This is a genomic window from Streptomyces mangrovisoli, assembly GCF_000974985.2.
Classification (GTDB): domain Bacteria; phylum Actinomycetota; class Actinomycetes; order Streptomycetales; family Streptomycetaceae; genus Streptomyces; species Streptomyces mangrovisoli.
Window position 1 is genome coordinate 43,877 of the sequence record NZ_LAVA02000052.1, and the last position, 17,208, is coordinate 61,084.

Genomic DNA, 17,208 nt, shown 5'->3' on the forward strand with positions numbered 1-17,208 from the left:
TTGACTGCATGGTCACCAGAACCGACGCCCCCACCCGGCGTGAGCAGATCCTCAAGGAGGCCGCCCGCCTCTTCGCCGAGCGCGGTTTCCACGGCGTCGGGGTCGACGAGATAGGCGCCGCCGTCGGCATCAGCGGCCCCGGCCTGTACCGGCACTTCCCGGGCAAGGACGCGATGCTCGCCGAGCTGCTGGTGGGCATCAGCGGCCGGCTGCTGACCGGGGCCAAGCTCCGGCTCGCGGAGTCCGGCGCCGCCGCGGACCCGTCGGCGGTGCTGGACTCGCTCATCGAGGGCCATATCGACTTCGCCCTCGACGACCGCCCACTGATCACCCTGCACGACCGTGAGCTGGACCGCCTGCGCGACAGCGACCGCAAGCTGGTGCGCCAGCTCCAGCGGCAGTACGTCGAGCTGTGGGTGGAGGTCGTACGGGAGCTGTATCCGGCCCTCACCGAACCGGCGGCGCGCTCCTCCGTGCACTCGGTCTTCGGCCTGCTGAACTCCACGCCCCATCTGGCCCGCCCCGGCGCGCTGCCCGGCCGCTCGGTCACGGCCGAGCTGCTGCACCGCATGGCGCGGGGCGCCTTCGCCGCCGCGGGTGCGGAGTGACGCGCGCCGGCCGGTCCGAGGGGCGGGCGTTCGCCGCTGCGGAGTGACGAGCATTACGGGTCCGTGCACCGGCCGCCCCTGGACTCACCTCGATACCCGCCGGTACGGTTGAGTGAGCAAGCGCTTAGACAGGTGCCGTGACAGCGGCATGTGCCGTGGCGCTCGGACAGGACAGCCCCAGGCGGAGGAGGCGGCGGTGCGCCGTACTGTGTTCAACGAGGACCACGAGGCGTTCCGGGAGACCCTGCGCGCCTTCATCGAGGCCGAGGTCGTCCCGGTCTACGACGAGTGGTTCGCCGCCGGCCAGGCGCCGCGCGACTTCTACTACAAGCTCGCCGAACTCGGCATCTTCGGCATCCGCGTGGACGAGGAGTTCGGCGGCGCCGGCATCGACTCGTACAAGTTCGAGGCCGTGATGTACGAGGAGACCGCTCGCGCCGGTGTCCAGTTCGGCGGCTCCGGCGTGCACGTGCTGCTCGGCCTGCCGTACATCAAGATGCTCGCCACCGACGAGCAGAAGAAGCGCTTCCTGCCGAAGTTCGTCTCCGGCGAGGAGATGTGGGCCCTCGCGATGACCGAGCCGGGCACCGGCTCCGACCTCGCGGGCATGAAGACCACCGCCAAGCTCAGCGAGGACGGCACGCACTACGTCCTCAACGGCGCCAAGACCTTCATCACCGGCGGCGTGCACGCCGACCGCGTGATCGTCTGCGCCCGCACCTCGGCGCCCAAGGAGGACGACCGCCGCTTCGGCATCTCCCTCTTCGCCGTCGACACCAAGTCCGAGGGCTACTCCGTCGGCCGCAAGCTCGACAAGCTGGGCCTGAAGACCTCCGACACCGCCGAGCTGGCGTTCGTCGACGTCAAGGTGCCCGTCGAGGACCTCCTCGGCGAGGAGAACAAGGGCTTCTCCTACCTCGGCCACAACCTGGCCTCCGAGCGCTGGGGCATCGCCTTCGGCGCCTACGCCCAGGCCAAGGCCGCCGTCCGGTTCGCCAAGGAGTACGTCCAGGACCGCACGGTCTTCGGCAAGCCGGTCGCCTCCTTCCAGAACACCAAGTTCGAGCTGGCCGCCTGCCAGGCCGAGGTGGACGCGGCCGAGGCCGTCGCCGACCGCGCCCTGGAGGCCCTCGACGCGGGCGAGCTGACCCCCGCCGAGGCCGCCAGCGCCAAGCTGTTCTGCACCGAGGTCGCGCACCGCGTGATCGACCGCTGCCTCCAGCTGCACGGCGGCTACGGCTTCATGAACGAGTACCCGATCGCCCGCCTGTACGCGGACAACCGGGTCAACCGCATCTACGGCGGCACCAACGAGATCATGAAGACGATCATCGCCAAGGACATGGGTCTGTAAGCGGCCGGCAATCACTGGCCTATACAACTGACTCATGAGCCAGGCACTTCAGGACCTCCTCGATCTGCTCGACCTCGAGCAGATCGAGGAGGACATCTTCCGCGGCCGGTCCCGGTCCGCCGTCGTCCCCCGCGTCTTCGGCGGGCAGGTCGCGGCGCAGGCGCTGGTCGCCGCGGGGCGCACCGTCCCCGCCGAGCGGCACGCACACTCCCTGCACGCGTACTTCCTGCGCCCCGGGGACCCGGGCGCGCCGATCGTCTACACCGTCGAGCGCATCCGTGACGGGCGCTCCTTCACCACCCGGCGGGTGGTCGCGGTGCAGCACGGCCGGCCGATCTTCGCGCTGTCGGCGTCCTTCCAGGTCTTCGAGGACGGCCTCGACCACCAGACCCCGATGCCGCCCGCGCCCGACCCGGCCACCCTGCCGACCTCCCAGGAGCGGCTGCGCGGCTACGGCCACCTCGACCCGGTGGTCGTGGAGAAGTTCGTCGAGGCGCGCGAGGCGGTGGACCTGCGCTATGTCGAGGATCCGCCGTTCGGCCGGTTCGGCGAGCCGCGCGAGCCGCACTCCCAGGTCTGGTTCCGCACCAACGGCAAGCTCGCGGACGACCCCCTGCTGCACGTCGTGCTCGCCACGTACGTCTCCGACATGACCCTGCTCGACTCGGTCCTGCTCGCGCACGGGCGCGGCGGCTGGGCGGTCGGCGACGTCGTCGGCGCCTCCCTCGACCACGCGATGTGGTTCCACCGGCCGTTCCGCGCGGACGAGTGGCTGCTGTACGACCAGGAGTCCCCGTCCGCGTCCGGCGGGCGCGGCCTCGGCCAGGCCCGCATCTACACGCAGGACGGGAGCCTCGCGATCTCCGTCATCCAGGAGGGCGTGATCCGCGTCCCGCACGGCGAGGACTGAGCGCGGACCTCCCGCTCTCGTGAGGAGGCCGGGCGCTCTTCCCGGGCGAGCCGGCTCGGGCGGCCCCGGACGGGGCGGCCCCGGGCAGCCCCCGGCCGGCCGGCTCAGGCGGCCGGGACGCCCCGGTCGGCGCTGGTGGCGGGGTCCGCCGCCAGGCCCGCCGCGTCCAGCAGGTACGCCGTCATCGGGTCGTAGTGGCGCGGGCTGCGCACATGGTCGTCGAGGGGTACCGCCACCTGGAGGGTGCCCTCGGCCTCGGCCAGGAACAGCGCCGGGTCGTTGCAGTCCGCGTAGCCGACGGAGTCGACGCCGTGCCGGGCCGCGTACCCCGCCCAGCCGTGGTCGGCGACCACCAGGTCGGGCAGCGGGCGGCCCTCGCGTTCCAGGGCGGTGAGGATCTGCCGCATCGGCTCGCCCGAGTGGGTGTGCCACAGCGTGGCCCCGTGCTCCAGGACCGCCACGTCCGCGAACTGCATGACGTAGCCCTCGTCCGTCTGGAGCTCCTCCGGGATGACGACGATCTCGCAGCCCGCGGCGCGCAGCGCGACCGCCGTCGCGCGGTGCACGTCCAGCAGGCCGCCGGGGTGACCGGTGGCCAGCAGCACCCGCTGCCGTCCCTCGGCCGCCTTTCTCAGCCGGCCCGCCAGCCGCTCCAGGGCGTCGATCGTCAGCTCGGGGTCGATGGTGTCCTGCCCGTAGCGGTGCTCCGGGTCGTCGTTCACGCCCACCCGCTCCGCCATCACCGCGAGCACGTCCTGCTCGTCGCGCCACCGGTCCCCGAGCTCCAGGCCGAGCCAGTAGTGACGGTCGCCGTTCGCCAGCTTGCGGTAGTGCAGCAGGTTGTTCTCACGGGGGGTGGCCACCTCCCCGGCGATGCGGGTGCGCTTCAGGTGGTCGACGAGCTCGGCGCGGCTGGGTGTCCCGGGTATCGGCATGACAACCATTGTGGAGCAGCACACTGTGACCGTCCCCACTGTCCCGCAGCCCGGGATGGGACGTGCGTCACTGCCCGGCCGTGCGCGGCGCCCTGCCCAGCGCGAACCACAGCTCCATCCGTACGTCCGGGTCGTCCAGGTCGGTCTCCAGCAGGGCCGCGCAGCGGGCGATCCGCTGGCGCACGGTGTTGCGGTGCACGCCGAGCGCCACCGCCGTACGGTCCCAACTTCCGTGCAGGGAAAGCCAGGTGCGCAGGGTCTCGGTGAGTGCCGGGGCCGCGGCGATCGGCGCGAGCAGGGCGCTCGCGTGGGCGGCGGCGTCCGCGTCGGGCACCAGGTCGGCGAGGGCGGTGCGGGCGCCGTGCCGGACCAGCGGGCTACGGGTGGCCCGCGCGCGGGCCAGCGCGCGGGCGGCCTGCGCGTCGGCGGCCGGCCAGTCCGGCGCGGCGGCCGGCGCGCTGACGCCGAGCGTCCAGCCGGGCTGCGGCTCCGGCGCGCGATCGGCCGGCACCAGGACCCGTACGACGTCGTCCGCGAGGTCGACCAGCGGGGAGCCGAGGGCCGCGCCCAGCGCCGAGGCGGCCACCGGGTCCGCGGCCTGCGCGTCCGGCCGGGCGTGCACCACCAGCCGGTCCCCGGTCCCGAGCAGCGGCGCGACCTCGGCGGGCGGCGCCCCGAGCAGCAGCCGCACCAGCGCCGACGAGCGGGCCGCGCCCGCCCCGCTGTGGTGCTCCCCGGTCAGCAGCGAGAGCAGCACGGCGGCGACGGAGGCGATCGTGTGGTCCCCGGGCTCCCGCCGCGCCGCGGCGACCCCGAGCACGAAGCCGCCTCCGGCGCCGAGCGCGTAGGCGGCGAGATGCACCCCGGCGACGGTGTCGGTCGCGGAGGCGGGCGCCCCGGCCCGCCCGGGCCGCACGACCCGCGCCAGCGCGTCGAGCGCCGCGCCCGCGGGATCGTCGGCGTCCGCGGGATCGGCGGCGGCGCCCGCGGGGTTCGCGGGCGCGGTCGCGGGCGTACTCCCCGCCTCCGCGATCCGTGTCCCGTCCGGTCCGTACAGCACCGCCCGGCCGTCCACCCGGCGGGCCAGCCGGCGCAGGACCGAGGGGACCGGGTCGGGGCGGGCGGCGGCGGAGGCGAGGCTCTGCTGGGCCTCGGTGACCCGGCGCAGCTCGGCCAGCCGGGCCTGCGCCATGAGCTGCCAGACCGCGCGCGCGATGCCGGAGAACGTGGTCTGCGGCGGCACCTCGAGCAGCGGCAGGCCGTGGGTGTCGCAGGCGGCGACCAGGGCGGGCGGGACCGTGTCGTGCACGGGCGCCAGCCCGAAGCCCAGGGCGGCCCCGCCGGCCGCGACGATCCGGGCGACGTAGGAGTCGAAGTACGCGGCGGCGGCCCCGTCGGCCGCCGTGTCGCCCAGCACCCCCTCCGGGATGTGCACGCCCGCCGAGAGCAGCAGCTCGCCGCCCAGCAGATAGGGATACGGGTCGGCCATCTCCGAGGTGTGCACCCAGTGGATCGCGGTGTCCTCGGCGGCCGGCCCGGCGATCCGCCGCAGCGCCAGGTCCTCCCGGGCCAGCAGGGCGGTCAGCGGCACGGGCGGCGAGGGCGGGACCGCGGGATCCGGCATGGTGTGCGTTCCCTCCATGAGATCCGTCCTCGATGGATGAAACGTACACTTCGCAGCCGCCCTCCGGCGACCTAGGGTCGGTCCGGAGGCGCGGCCCCGTCCAAGGCCGCGCTCCTGGTCACCACCCCCCATAGAGTCGGACAAGAGCGGTACATACGCGGCGAAGCGTAGGAAAGAAGGCAGTACCTCATGAGCAGCAACGGCACGTTCCGGGGCCCCGTCGACTCCTCGCGCATCCCGCGGTACGCGGGCCCCGCGACCTTCGCCCGGCTGCCCCGCCTGGACGAGGTCGGCACGGCCGACGTCGCCGTCGTGGGCGTGCCGTTCGACTCCGGCGTCTCCTACCGCCCCGGCGCCCGCTTCGGCGGCAACGCCATCCGTGAGGCCTCCCGCCTGCTGCGCCCCTACAACCCGGCGCAGGACGCCTCCCCCTTCGCCCTCGCCCAGGTCGCGGACGGCGGCGACATCGCCGTGAACCCGTTCAACATCAACGAGGCCGTCGAGACGATCGAGGCCGCCGCCGACGACCTGCTCGGCACCGGCGCCCGCCTGATGACCCTCGGCGGCGACCACACCATCGCCCTGCCGCTGCTGCGCTCGGTCGCGAAGAAGCACGGCCCGGTCGCCCTGCTGCACTTCGACGCCCACCTCGACACCTGGGACACCTACTTCGGCGCCGAGTACACCCACGGCACCCCGTTCCGCCGGGCGGTCGAGGAGGGCATCCTCGACACCGAGGCGCTCTCCCACGTCGGCACCCGCGGCCCGCTCTACGGCAAGCAGGACCTCACCGACGACGAGAAGCTCGGCTTCGGCATCGTCACCTCCGCGGACGTCTACCGCCGCGGCGCCGACGAGATCGCCGACCAGCTGCGCCAGCGCATCGGCGACCGCCCGCTCTACATCTCCATCGACATCGACTGCCTCGACCCGGCGCACGCGCCCGGCACCGGCACCCCCGAGGCGGGCGGCATGACCTCCCGCGAGCTCCTGGAGATCCTGCGCGGCCTCGCCTCCTGCAACCTGGTCTCCGCGGATGTCGTCGAGGTGGCGCCCGCGTACGATCACGCCGAGATCACGTCGGTGGCCGCCTCGCACACGGCGTACGAACTCACCACGATCATGTCCCGCCAGATCGCCGAGGCCCGGAAGGACGCGTAGGCGCCGTGACCCACGACCACGACCTGGTGCTCCGCCCGACCGCCGCGCAGACCGCGGCGGCCCTGAACCCGCCCCCCGGGCGGTGCGGCGGAGACCTCGTCGTGGAGACGCTCGCCTCCCTCGGCGCGACGACCGTCTTCGGACTGCCGGGCCAGCACGCGCTCGGCATGTTCGACGCGCTGCGCCGCTCCGCCCTGCGCTACGTCGGCCTGCGGGTGGAGAACAACGCGGGCTTCGCCGCCGACGCCTACGGCCGGATCACCGGCGAGGCCGCCCCGCTGCTGCTGTCCACCGGCCCCGGCGCGCTGACCTCGCTCGCGGCACTCCAGGAGGCCGCGGCGGCCAGCGCCCCGGTGCTGGCGATCGGCAGCCAGGTGCCGACGGCCGGCCTCGGCGGCGGCCGGCGCGGATACCTGCACGAACTCCCCGACCAGGCCGCCTCGTTCCGCGGGGTGGTCAAGTCGGTGCACACCGTCCGCAGCCAGTCGCAGATCCCCTCGGCGCTCGCCGCCGCCTGGCAGTCCGCGCTCACCGCGCCACACGGCCCGGTGTGGGTGGAGATCCCGCAGGACGTGCTGCTGGCCCCGGCCTCCCTCCCGGTGGTGACCGGCGTGGACGCGGCCCCGGAGGACCTCGTGCCGCGCCCCGAACTCACCGCCGTGGCCGCCGACCTGCTGGCGAACGCGGCCCGCCCGGTGATCGTCGCGGGCGGCGGGGTGATCCGGGCGGACGCCTCGCGCAAGCTCCGGCAGCTCGCGGAGCGGCTGGCCGCGCCGGTGGTGACGACGTACGGCGGCAAGGGCGCGTTCCCGTGGACGCACCCGCTCTCCCTGCGGTCCTGGGTGGAGGACCGGCACACCACCGACTTCCTGGAGGACGCGGACGTCGTGCTCGTGGTCGGCTCCGGCCTCGGCGAACTCTCCTCCAACTACCACACGTTCAGGCCGCGCGGCCGGGTGATCCAGATCGAGGCCGACCTCGGCAAGCTGGAGGCCAACCACCCGGCCCTCGGCATCCACGCCGACGCCCGCCTCGCCCTCCAGGCCCTGCTGGAGACGGTGCCCGAACGCACCGACGCCACCGCCCCGATCCGGGTGCGCGAGGTGCTGGAGAAGATCGACGAACGCATCACCGGTCAGCAACTCACCCTGGAACAGGGCCTGCTGACGTCGATCCGACGCGCCCTGCCGGCCACCTCCCCGTCCTTCTGGGACATGACGATCCTGTCGTACTGGGCCTGGGCCGCGTTCGACGCGAAGGCGCCCAACACCCTGCACTCGGCGCAGGGCGCCGGCGGCCTCGGCTACGCCTTCCCGGCCGCCCTGGGCGCGGCCGTCGCCGACCCGACCGGCCCGGTGCTCGCGGTCTCCGGCGACGGCGGCGCCCTCTACTCCGTCGCGGAACTGGCGACGGCCCGTCAGTACGGCCTGGACGTCACCTGGCTGATCGTCGACGACGGCGGCTACGGCGTCCTGCGCGAGTACCTGACCGACACCTTCGGCGAGACCACGGCCGTGGACGGGGCGGCCCAGGAGGCGGCGGTCACCGACCTGACCGGCCCCGACTTCGTGGCCCTGGCGGAGTCGTTCGGCGTCCCGGGCACCCGGACGACCCCGGAGACGCTCTCCGCCGACCTGGCGAAGGCGCTGTCCACGCCGGGCCCCTCGGTGGTCGTACTCCCGGCACGACTGCGGATGTTCGCGCCGACGCATCTGGACCGCCAGGACTGACCGCCCCGACCCGTGCGGGCCGGGACCGACCGGGCCCGGACCCACCGCGCCGAGGCGCCCCGGCGTGATCGCCGGGGCGCTGCCGTGCGCGGGCCCGCCTACCAGATCGAGTCCACCCACTCCGGGTGGTCGATGAACGGGTTCCGGTTGTGCTGGTAGGTGGTGTAGATGACGTTGTTGCGGTTCTCCTCGAAGGAGTCGGGCGGGTCCTCGTCGTTCCACTGCTTGAGGATCGAGAGCTTGCCTATGTACGGGTTGGAGCCGTTGTTGACCTTGTCGTCGGGCTCCAGGTTCGCGAACCCGTCGTCGCCCTCGTAGCGGACGGCCATGTAGAGGATCATGCGGGCCACGTCGCCCTTGACGGCGTCGCGCGGTTCGAAGGAGTCCGAGTCGACCTTGCTGCCGCCGCTGTTGGTGAAGGTGGAGCCGCCCTCGTCGAAGTCGAGGTTGCCGCGCTTGCCGTTGACCGCCACGTCCTCGGGACGGATGTGGTGCAGGTCGGTGCCCGGACCGGTGGACGTGGTGAGGTCGCCGTGCGAGATCGCCCAGACGTGCTCGCGGTTCCAGTCGCCGCTGTCACCGCCGTTGAGGGTCTTGCTGCGCGAGATCCCCGAGTACAGCAGGATCACGTTGCTGCTGTTGTTCGGGTCCTGGTCGGTGACCTTCAACGCGTCCCACAGGGCCGAGTACGACAGCTTGGTGACGTTCGCGCTGATGATCGTGTGCAGGGAGGACTTGAGGCTGGTCCCCGTCTTGCCGATCGCGTTCTTGTAGTACGTCGAGTCGTACGCGGTGGTCGTCGCGGCGGCCGGGGTCGCCGTGAGCGCCGGAACGGTGAGGCCCACCAGGACGGCGGCGGTCGTCAGGGCCACCGACTTCCACTGCCGGATGCGTGTCGCCAGCATAAAGAGATTCCCATCTACGCGGGTTGATGAGACGGCAAGAAGGAGGGTGACATGAACATGAGGACAAGCGGGTGAACGGAATGTAAAAAGCCGAACCAAAAGAGGCCCCCGACCGTGTGGTCGGGGGCCTCTTCGGTGCCGGATCTACGTCAGTCGACGTCCGACGGGTCGAGGCGGTACAGCGTCGACGTGTTCGACGTGCTCGTGCCGGACGAGCCCGACGTGCTCGACTTCGACGACGAGCCGCTGCTCTTCGACGCCGAACTCTTGCTGTAGGCGCTCTCCTTGACCTCCGTGCCGTGCTGCTTCACCCAGTTCGACACCTCGGTGCTCAGGCTGTTGCCGCCGCCCATCCCGCCGCCGCCCATCCCGCCGCCGCCGAAGCCGCCGCCGGTCTGGATGTAGTGCAACTCGCCCTTCTTCACCAGCTCCTTGAGCTTGGCGACCGTCATCGCGTTGTCGGAGCCGGTGAAGCCCCACATCGAGATGACCGGTTCGCGGGCGCTCAGCTCGATCTCTGCCGCGCTGGACGAGTTGGCCACCGCGAGCAGCCACTTGGCGCCGTCCTGGTGCTTCTTGAGGTACGAGATCAGTTCGCTGCTCGCGCCGCCGCCCATGCCGCCGCCGCCCATGCCGCCGCGCCCGCCGGAGGGTGCCTCGCCGCCGCCCGGCATCCGGCCACCGCTCGGCAGCTCCCCGCCGCTCGGCATCTGGCCACCGCTCGGCATCTCGCCGCCGCTCGGCAGCTGACCGCCGCCCGGCATCTCCCCGCCGCCGGGGAAGCCGCCCGAGGCCTGTCCGTTCTGCTGCGAGCCGCTCGGCATCTCGCCGCCGCCGGGGAAGCCGCCGCGACCGCCCCCGCCGCCCCCGCCGGGCCCGCCGAAGCCGCCCGTCGACGGGCCGGCCGTCGGGTTGGTCCCGCCCATCGCGCCGGCACCGGAGGACGGCACCGCGAAGGAGTACGCCGCCGGTCCGGCGATCGACGCGACCACCGCCGCCGCGAGGGACACCGCGAGCAGCCGTACCCGCCGGCCGGAGCGGAAGACGAGGAGTCCGGCGACCGCCGCCACCGTCAGCAGGCCGACCGTCGGCCACAGCCAGGTGTTCCAGCCCGAGGCCCGGCGCAGCAGCACGACCGCCCAGAGGCCGGTGACCGCGAAGGCGGCCGGCAGCACCCACATCCAGCGCTTGTCCGTGCGGTAGGCCCGGAACAGCATCACGCCACCGCCGCCGCACAGCGCCGCGATGCCCGGGGCGAGCGCGGTCGTGTAGTAGGGGTGCATCGTGCCCTGGGCCGTCGCGAAGATGACGTAGTGCAGCAAGGTCCAGCCGCCCCACGTCACCAGGCCCATGCGCCGCAGGTCCGTGCGCGGGGCCCGCCCGCACAGGATCAGGCCGCCGACCAGCGCGACCGCCGCGAACGGCAGCAGCCAGGAGATCTGGCCGCCGAGGGTGTCGTTGAACAGCCGGCCGATGCCGGACGCGCCGGAGAAGCCGCCTCCGCCGCCCATGCCTCCGCCGCCCATGTTGCCCTCGCCGCCGAACACCCGGCCCAGGCCGTCGTAGCCCATGATCAGGTCCCAGGCGGAGCCGTCCGTGGAGCCGCCGATGTAGGGCCGGGAGGACGCCGGGACCAGCGACACGGCGAGCGCCCACCAGAAGCTGGAGACGGCGAGGACCACCGCGGCCAGCAGCAGTCGGAGGATCCGCTTCGCCCAGGGCGCCTTCGACGCGTACAGGTAGAGCGCGAAGACGGCGGGCAGCGCGATCCAGCCGGCCAGCAGCTTGGTGTTGAAGGCCAGGCCGAAGCAGGCCGCCGAGCCGAGCAGCGGCAGCAGCCGTTCGTCGCGGGTGGCGCGCAGGGCGAGCGCCGCGCCCGACACCATGAGGAAGACCAGCAGGGTGTCGGGGTTGTTGTCGCGGTTGATCGCGACCGTGATCGGGGTCAGGGCCAGCACCAGCGCGGCGATCGTCGCCGCGGCGTGGCCCCAGATCCGCTTCACCGAGGAGTGCAGGATCCAGATGGTGGCCAGCGCCAGCACGATCATCGGGGCCATCATCTGCCAGGTGCCGAAACCGAACACCCGGCAGGACAGCCCCATGACCATGGTGGCCAGCGGCGGCTTGTCGACGGTCAGGAAGTTGCCCGGGTCGAGCGAGCCGAAGAACCAGGCCTTCCAGCTCTGGGTGCCGGCCCAGACGGCGCCGCTGTAGAACGAGTTCAGGCCGGAGCCGGACAGGTTCCAGGAGTACAGCACGCCCGCGAGGACCAGGATCGCGATCAGCGCGGGCAGCGACCAGCGCGGCGCGGTCCCGGGTGGGTCCGCGGGTGGCGCCGGGGGCGGCCAGTCGGCGGACGCGGGCGTATGGGTGTGGGGGTCCGTGGCAGATGTCACGAGGGGCAGCCTGCCCGGCCGGGGTGGGTGGGTGCTGTGGCGTGGCTGGCCGTTTCCTGTGAACCCCCCAGGCCCGGGTCACGGCGCGTCAAGCCTTTGCCCAACGGTGTCCCCCATCCGCACAACCATTCGGTCATGGCCATGAGTCAACAGGGGCATGACTCACTGGAACTCCCTACGCGCCAGAGGCCTGGCGGCCGCCGTCGGCGCCGGGGTGCTGATACCGCTGGTGGCCGCGGCCGCACCCGCCTCCGCGGCCACCGCCGTCAGCTGCTCGTCGTCCACCCACGCGGCGCTCGCCGCCAAACTGCAGAAGGACATCGCCACCGCGGTGTCCGGGCGCAGCGGCACCATCGCCGTCGGTCTCTACGACCGCACCACGAAGACGACGTGCACGCTCCGCGCCACGACCTCGTTCGACTCGGCCAGCACCGTCAAGGTCACCGTGCTCGCCACGCTGCTGTGGGACGCGAAGAAGCACAACCGCTACCTCACCAGCACCGAGACCACGCTCGCCAAGGCCATGATCACCCAGTCCGACAACGACGCGACCAGCAAGCTGTGGAAGCAGCTGGGCGTGACGAAGATCAAGGGCTTCCTCGCCGCGGCGGGCATGACCAAGACCGTCCCGGGCAGCAACAACTACTGGGGCCTGACGCAGATCAACGTCACCGACGAGCAGAAGCTGCTGAAGCTGGTCACGGCGAAGAACACGGTGCTCAGCGACAACGCCCGCGCGTACATCCTGAAGCTGATGAACCAGGTCGTGTCCTCGCAGCGCTGGGGCACCCCGTACGGTGCGCCGTCCAACGCCACTGTGCACGTCAAGAACGGCTGGCTGCAGCGGTCCACGAACGGGTGGCGGGTGCACAGCCTGGGCACGTTCAGCGGGCACGGCCACGACTACATGATGACCGTCCTCACCCACGGCAACAGCTCGATGAGCTACGGCATCACCACGATCCAGAACGTGGCGAAGGTCATCCACAAGGACCTGGTGGCCGGCGGCGGCTGATCCCCGTCCGGGGGAGATCCATGGGCTTCGTGCCCGTCCGCGGCCCGGTGGGGCCCTTTCGCGCAGTTCCCCGCGCCCTGAGGGAGCTGCGGCCAGGTGCCCCGAAAGGGGCGCGGGGAACTGCGCGACCAGCCCCCACCGGGCCGCAGGGGAAGAATCGGCGGCCCCCCCCGGGCGGGAGATTGTGAACGCGGGATGAAATCGCAGGCCGCGCGTGTTGGTGCCTTCCGGTAGATCAGGACGATCGGAAGGCACCCGCGTGGCAGGGCGACAGGCGCAGACACAGGGCTGGGCACGCAGACTGGCCGGGTACGCGTGGCGTCACCCCCGGGACGTCGTGCTGGCGCTGGGCTCCTCCCTGGCCGGCATGGCCGTCCTCGCGGTCGTCCCCCTGGTCACCAAGGTGATCATCGACGACGTCATCGGCGACCACAGCCGCGGCATGACCCCCTGGGCGCTCGCCCTGGTCGGCGCCGCGGTCGTCGTCTACGTCCTCACCTTCGTACGGCGCTACTACGGCGGCCGCCTCGCCCTGGACGTCCAGCACGACCTGCGCACCGAGATGTTCGCGTCGATCACCCGCCTCGACGGGCGCCGCCAGGACGAGCTGTCCACCGGGCAGGTCGTCGGCCGCGCCACCAGCGACCTCCAGCTGATCCAGGGCCTGCTGTTCATGCTGCCCATGACCATCGGCAACGTCGTCCTCTTCGTGATCTCGCTGGCGATCATGGCGTGGCTGTCGCCCCCGCTGACCCTGGTCGCGCTCGCCGTCGCCCCCGCGCTCGGCTGGATCGCCAAGCGCAGCCGCTCCCGGCTGCACCCCGCCACCTGGTACGCGCAGGCGCAGGCCGCCGCCGTCGCCGGCGTGGTCGACGGCGCGGTCAGCGGCGTCCGCGTGGTCAAGGGCTTCGGGCAGGAGGAGCAGGAGACCGGCAAGCTGCGCGCGGTGGGCCGCAGGCTGTTCGCGGCGCGGCTGCGCACCATCCGGCTGAATTCCCGCTACACCCCCGCGCTCCAGGCCGTCCCCGCCCTCGGCCAGGTCGCCATGCTGGCGCTCGGCGGCTGGCTGGCCGCCCGCGGCCACATCACCCTCGGCACCTTCGTCGCCTTCTCCACCTACCTCGCGCAGCTCGTCGGCCCGGTCCGGATGCTCGCGGTGGTGCTCACCGTCGGCCAGCAGGCACGGGCCGGCACCGAGCGCGTCCTGGAGCTGATCGACACCGAGCCGACCATGAGCGACGGCACCCGCGAGCTGCCCGCCGACGCGCCCGCGACCGTCGAGTTCGACGACGTGTCCTTCGGCTACGGCGAGGGCGGCCCGGTCCTCGACGGGCTCAGCTTCACCATCCGCCCCGGCGAGACCCTCGCCGTCGTCGGCTCGTCCGGCTCCGGCAAGTCCACCGTCTCGCTGCTGCTGCCCCGCTTCTACGACGTCACCCACGGCGCGGTCCTGGTTGGCGGGCACGACGTGCGCGAGCTGACCCTCGACTCGCTGCGCGCCGCGATCGGCCTGGTCCCCGAGGACTCCTTCCTCTTCTCCGAGACCGTCCGCGACAACATCGCCTACGGCCGCCCCGACGCGACCGACGAGGAGATCCGGCAGGCCGCCCGCGCCGCCCAGGCCGACGGCTTCATCCAGGACCTGCCCGAGGGGTACGCCACCACGGTCGGCGAGCACGGCCTGACCCTCTCCGGCGGCCAGCGCCAGCGCGTCGCGCTCGCCCGCGCCCTGCTCACCGACCCCCGGCTACTCGTCCTCGACGACGCGACCTCCGCGGTGGACGCCCGGGTCGAGCACGAGATCCACGAGGCGCTGAAGGAGGTCATGCGGGGCCGTACGACCCTGCTGATCGCCCACCGCCGCTCCACCCTCGCGCTCGCCGACCGCATCGCCGTCCTGGAGGCGGGCCGCCTCGCCGACCTCGGCACCCACGACGAGCTCCAGGAGCGCTCCGCCCTCTACCGCAGGCTGCTCACCGACCCCGACGAGCTCGGCGGGGTCTCCCCGGGCCACACCCCGGCCGCCGTGCCCGAGGAGGACACCTCCGTCCGCGACGAGCTGGACGCCGAGTTCGACGCCGAGCGCGGGGTCACCCCCCGGCTGTGGAGCGGCGACCGCGCGCCCCGCGACCACGCGCTGTCCGGGATGCCCGCTACCCCCGGCCTGCTCGCCCAGGTCGAGGCGCTGCCCCCGGCCACCGACACCCCCGACGTCGACGAGGCCCGCGCCGTCCTGCCCGAGGCGTCCTACGGCGTGCGCCGCCTGGTGCGCGGTTTCGGTCTGCCGCTGCTGGTCAGCCTCGCGCTGGTGGCCGCCGACGCGGGGATGGGACTGCTGCTGCCGATCCTGATCCGGCACGGCATCGACCAGGGCGTCAGCAAGCTCGCCGTCGGCGCGGTCTGGGCGGCCTCGCTGCTCGGCCTGCTCGCCGTGCTGGTGCAGTGGGCGGCGCAGTTCGGCGAGACCCGGATGACCGGCCGTACCGGCGAACGCGTCCTGTACGCGCTCCGTCTGAAGATCTTCGCCCAGCTCCAGCGGCTCGGCCTCGACTACTACGAGCGCGAGCTGACCGGCCGGATCATGACCCGGATGACCACCGACATCGACGCCCTGTCGACGTTCCTGCAGACCGGTCTGGTCACCGCCTTCGTCTCGGTCGTCACCTTCTTCGGCATCATGGTCGCCCTGCTCGTGATCGACGTGCAGCTCGCGCTCGTCGTGTTCGCGACGCTGCCCCCGCTGGTCGTCGCGACCTTCTTCTTCCGGCGCGCCAGCGTGAAGGCGTACGAACTGGCCCGTGAGCGGGTCTCGGTGGTCAACGCCGACCTCCAGGAGTCGGTGTCGGGCCTCAGGATCGTGCAGGCGTTCCGGCGCGAGGGCGACAGCGGGCGGCGGTTCACCGAGCGCAGCCGCAGCTACCGCCAGGCCCGCATCCGCGGCCAGTGGCTGATCTCGGTCTACTTCCCGTTCGTGCAGTTCCTGTCGTCGGTCGCCGCCGCCTCGGTGCTCGTCGCGGGCGCCGGACGGGTCGACGCGGCCACCCTGACCACCGGCGCGCTGGTCGCCTACCTGCTCTACATCGACCTGTTCTTCGCCCCGGTCCAGCAGCTCTCCCAGGTCTTCGACGGCTACCAGCAGGCGACCGTCTCGCTGGGCCGCATCCAGGAGCTGCTGCGTGAACCGGCCTCCACCGGGGCCGCCGCCGAGCCGCGGGACGTGCCCGTGCTGCGCGGCGAGATCGCCTTCGAGGACGTCGACTTCGCCTACGGCGGCGGCGCCGAGGCGGCGCTGCACGGCGTCGACCTGCGCATCCCGGCCGGGCAGACCGTCGCCTTCGTCGGCGAGACCGGCGCGGGCAAGTCGACCCTCGTCAAGCTGGTGGCCCGGTTCTACGACCCCACCGGCGGCCGGGTCACCGTCGACGGCACCGATCTGCGCGCCCTCGACCTCACCGCGTACCGGCACCGTCTCGGCGTCGTACCGCAGGAGGCGTACCTCTTCCCGGGCACGATCCGCGACGCCATCGCCTACGGCCGCCCCGACGCGAGCGACGCCGAGGTGGAGGCGGCGGCCCGCGCGGTCGGCGCGCACGAGATGATCGCCACCCTCACGGGCGGCTATCTGCACGAGGTGGCCGAGCGGGGCCGCAACCTCTCCGCCGGCCAGCGGCAGCTGATCGCGCTGGCCCGCGCCGAGCTGGTCGACCCGGACGTGCTGCTGCTCGACGAGGCCACGGCCGCCCTGGACCTGGCGACGGAGGCCCAGGTCAACCAGGCCACCGACCGGCTCGCGGGCCGTCGTACGACGCTCGTGGTGGCGCACCGCCTGACCACCGCGGCGCGCGCCGACCGGGTGGTGGTGATGGACCACGGCGGGGTCGCCGAGGACGGCACCCACGACGAGCTGCTCGCCCTGGACGGCCGCTACGCGGCGCTGTGGCGCACCTTCGTCGGCGCCGCCGAGCCGGACGAACCGGTCGGCGCCACCCGCTGACGCCACGCGCCGTCCCACCCGCCGGCCGCCCCCTGAGGGCGGCCGGCGGGCCCGTGCAACCATCGGGCATACGTTCTGCGTCCGTACACCAGTACGTTCATGGCGGGCTCGTGGCTGCGACACAGGAGGGGACGACCGTGGACAGTGGTGCGATACGCAGGCGGCTCGCGCTGGGGCTGGCGTCACTGGCCGGGGCCGGGCTGCTGGCGCTCGCCGTCCCGGGCAGCGCCCAGGCGGCGTCGGCGACCACCTGCGCGGGCCGGGAGGTGCGCACGCTGCCCTTCTCGACCGGCACCGTGCACGTCTACAAGCGCAACGGCTACGTCTGCGCGGTCACCCTGCCCCGGCACCCGGGCACCCGGCGCACGATGATGGTCAGCGTCCAGGCCCGAGGCAACCGCCCGGTCGTGGACCGGGGCAGCTACACCCACCGGGCGGGCCCGGTCACCGTGCACGCCGGGCACCGCTGCGTCTGGCTGAAGGGCCGGGTGGCGGGCGGCTCGGTCAGCTCGGGCTGGATCCTGTGCTGAGCCGCTGAGCCGCTGAGCCGCTGAGCCGCCGAGGCCCTGAGGCCCC

Annotated in this window: 12 protein-coding genes; 8 read left to right on the forward strand and 4 right to left on the reverse strand. The window is 73.0% G+C overall.

Annotated elements, in window-relative coordinates; genetic code table 11:
* The first annotated feature begins 8 nt into the window (after positions 1-8).
* The 3 genes from WN71_RS22255 to WN71_RS22265 all read left to right on the forward strand — a co-directional run bounded on the left by WN71_RS22255 (position 9) and on the right by WN71_RS22265 (position 2,872).
* Positions 9-608 (forward strand): SACE_7040 family transcriptional regulator, encoded by a 600-nt coding sequence (locus WN71_RS22255; RefSeq protein WP_046591174.1) that lies wholly within the window; start codon positions 9-11, stop codon positions 606-608.
* 196 nt (positions 609-804) lie between these two features.
* Positions 805-1,962, forward strand: a complete 1,158-nt coding sequence (locus WN71_RS22260) for an acyl-CoA dehydrogenase family protein (RefSeq protein WP_046591173.1) — start codon at positions 805-807, stop codon at positions 1,960-1,962.
* A gap of 34 nt (positions 1,963-1,996) precedes the next feature.
* Positions 1,997-2,872 (forward strand): acyl-CoA thioesterase, encoded by an 876-nt coding sequence (locus WN71_RS22265; RefSeq protein ID WP_046591172.1) that lies wholly within the window; start codon positions 1,997-1,999, stop codon positions 2,870-2,872.
* 104 nt (positions 2,873-2,976) lie between these two features.
* Here WN71_RS22265 and WN71_RS22270 read toward each other — a convergent pair whose 3' ends face one another.
* Positions 2,977-3,807 carry a phosphatase gene (locus WN71_RS22270; RefSeq protein ID WP_046591171.1) on the reverse strand — a complete coding sequence of 277 codons (831 nt, stop codon included), beginning with the start codon at positions 3,805-3,807 and terminating at the stop codon, positions 2,977-2,979.
* Positions 3,808-3,874: 67 nt separating this feature from the next.
* Positions 3,875-5,431 (reverse strand): PucR family transcriptional regulator, encoded by a 1,557-nt coding sequence (locus WN71_RS22275; RefSeq protein WP_206300120.1) that lies wholly within the window; start codon positions 5,429-5,431, stop codon positions 3,875-3,877.
* 189 nt (positions 5,432-5,620) lie between these two features.
* On the opposite strand from WN71_RS22275, the gene speB reads away from it, so the two are divergent.
* Together speB and WN71_RS22285 are read left to right on the forward strand one after the other, a co-directional pair.
* Positions 5,621-6,592, forward strand: a complete 972-nt coding sequence (speB, locus tag WN71_RS22280) for an agmatinase (RefSeq protein ID WP_046591169.1) — start codon at positions 5,621-5,623, stop codon at positions 6,590-6,592.
* A gap of 5 nt (positions 6,593-6,597) precedes the next feature.
* Complete coding sequence (locus tag WN71_RS22285; RefSeq protein ID WP_046591168.1) at positions 6,598-8,322, forward strand: thiamine pyrophosphate-binding protein; 1,725 nt, start codon at positions 6,598-6,600, stop codon at positions 8,320-8,322.
* A gap of 98 nt (positions 8,323-8,420) precedes the next feature.
* Here WN71_RS22285 and WN71_RS22290 read toward each other — a convergent pair whose 3' ends face one another.
* The gene (locus tag WN71_RS22290; RefSeq protein ID WP_046591167.1) at positions 8,421-9,227 is read right to left on the reverse strand and encodes an endonuclease I family protein; all 807 of its coding nucleotides are present in this window, start codon (positions 9,225-9,227) and stop codon (positions 8,421-8,423) included.
* A gap of 149 nt (positions 9,228-9,376) precedes the next feature.
* The gene (locus tag WN71_RS22295) at positions 9,377-11,623 is read right to left on the reverse strand and encodes an ArnT family glycosyltransferase (RefSeq protein ID WP_046591166.1); all 2,247 of its coding nucleotides are present in this window, start codon (positions 11,621-11,623) and stop codon (positions 9,377-9,379) included.
* A 157-nt stretch (positions 11,624-11,780) separates the two neighbouring features.
* On the opposite strand from WN71_RS22295, the gene WN71_RS22300 reads away from it, so the two are divergent.
* The 3 genes from WN71_RS22300 to WN71_RS22310 all read left to right on the forward strand — a co-directional run bounded on the left by WN71_RS22300 (position 11,781) and on the right by WN71_RS22310 (position 17,162).
* A complete protein-coding gene (locus tag WN71_RS22300) occupies positions 11,781-12,638 on the forward strand; it encodes a serine hydrolase (RefSeq protein WP_046591165.1) in 858 nt (285 codons plus the stop codon).
* 259 nt (positions 12,639-12,897) lie between these two features.
* The gene (locus tag WN71_RS22305; protein WP_046591164.1) at positions 12,898-16,632 is read left to right on the forward strand and encodes an ABC transporter ATP-binding protein; all 3,735 of its coding nucleotides are present in this window, start codon (positions 12,898-12,900) and stop codon (positions 16,630-16,632) included.
* A gap of 137 nt (positions 16,633-16,769) precedes the next feature.
* A complete protein-coding gene (locus WN71_RS22310) occupies positions 16,770-17,162 on the forward strand; it encodes a hypothetical protein (RefSeq protein WP_046591163.1) in 393 nt (130 codons plus the stop codon).
* Positions 17,163-17,208: the final 46 nt, after the last annotated feature.

Bases quoted from the DNA above. Each gene is read 5' to 3' on its own strand.
- WN71_RS22290 (WP_046591167.1), bottom strand. From the start codon at position 9,227: ATGCTGGCGACACGCATCCGGCAGTGGAAGTCGGTGGCCCTGACGACC.
- WN71_RS22255 (WP_046591174.1), top strand. From the start codon at position 9: ATGGTCACCAGAACCGACGCCCCCACCCGGCGTGAGCAGATCCTCAAG.
- WN71_RS22265 (WP_046591172.1), top strand. From the start codon at position 1,997: ATGAGCCAGGCACTTCAGGACCTCCTCGATCTGCTCGACCTCGAGCAG.
- WN71_RS22270 (WP_046591171.1), bottom strand. From the start codon at position 3,807: ATGCCGATACCCGGGACACCCAGCCGCGCCGAGCTCGTCGACCACCTG.
- WN71_RS22300 (WP_046591165.1), top strand. From the start codon at position 11,781: ATGACTCACTGGAACTCCCTACGCGCCAGAGGCCTGGCGGCCGCCGTC.
- WN71_RS22275 (WP_206300120.1), bottom strand. From the start codon at position 5,431: ATGCCGGATCCCGCGGTCCCGCCCTCGCCGCCCGTGCCGCTGACCGCC.
- speB (WP_046591169.1), top strand. From the start codon at position 5,621: ATGAGCAGCAACGGCACGTTCCGGGGCCCCGTCGACTCCTCGCGCATC.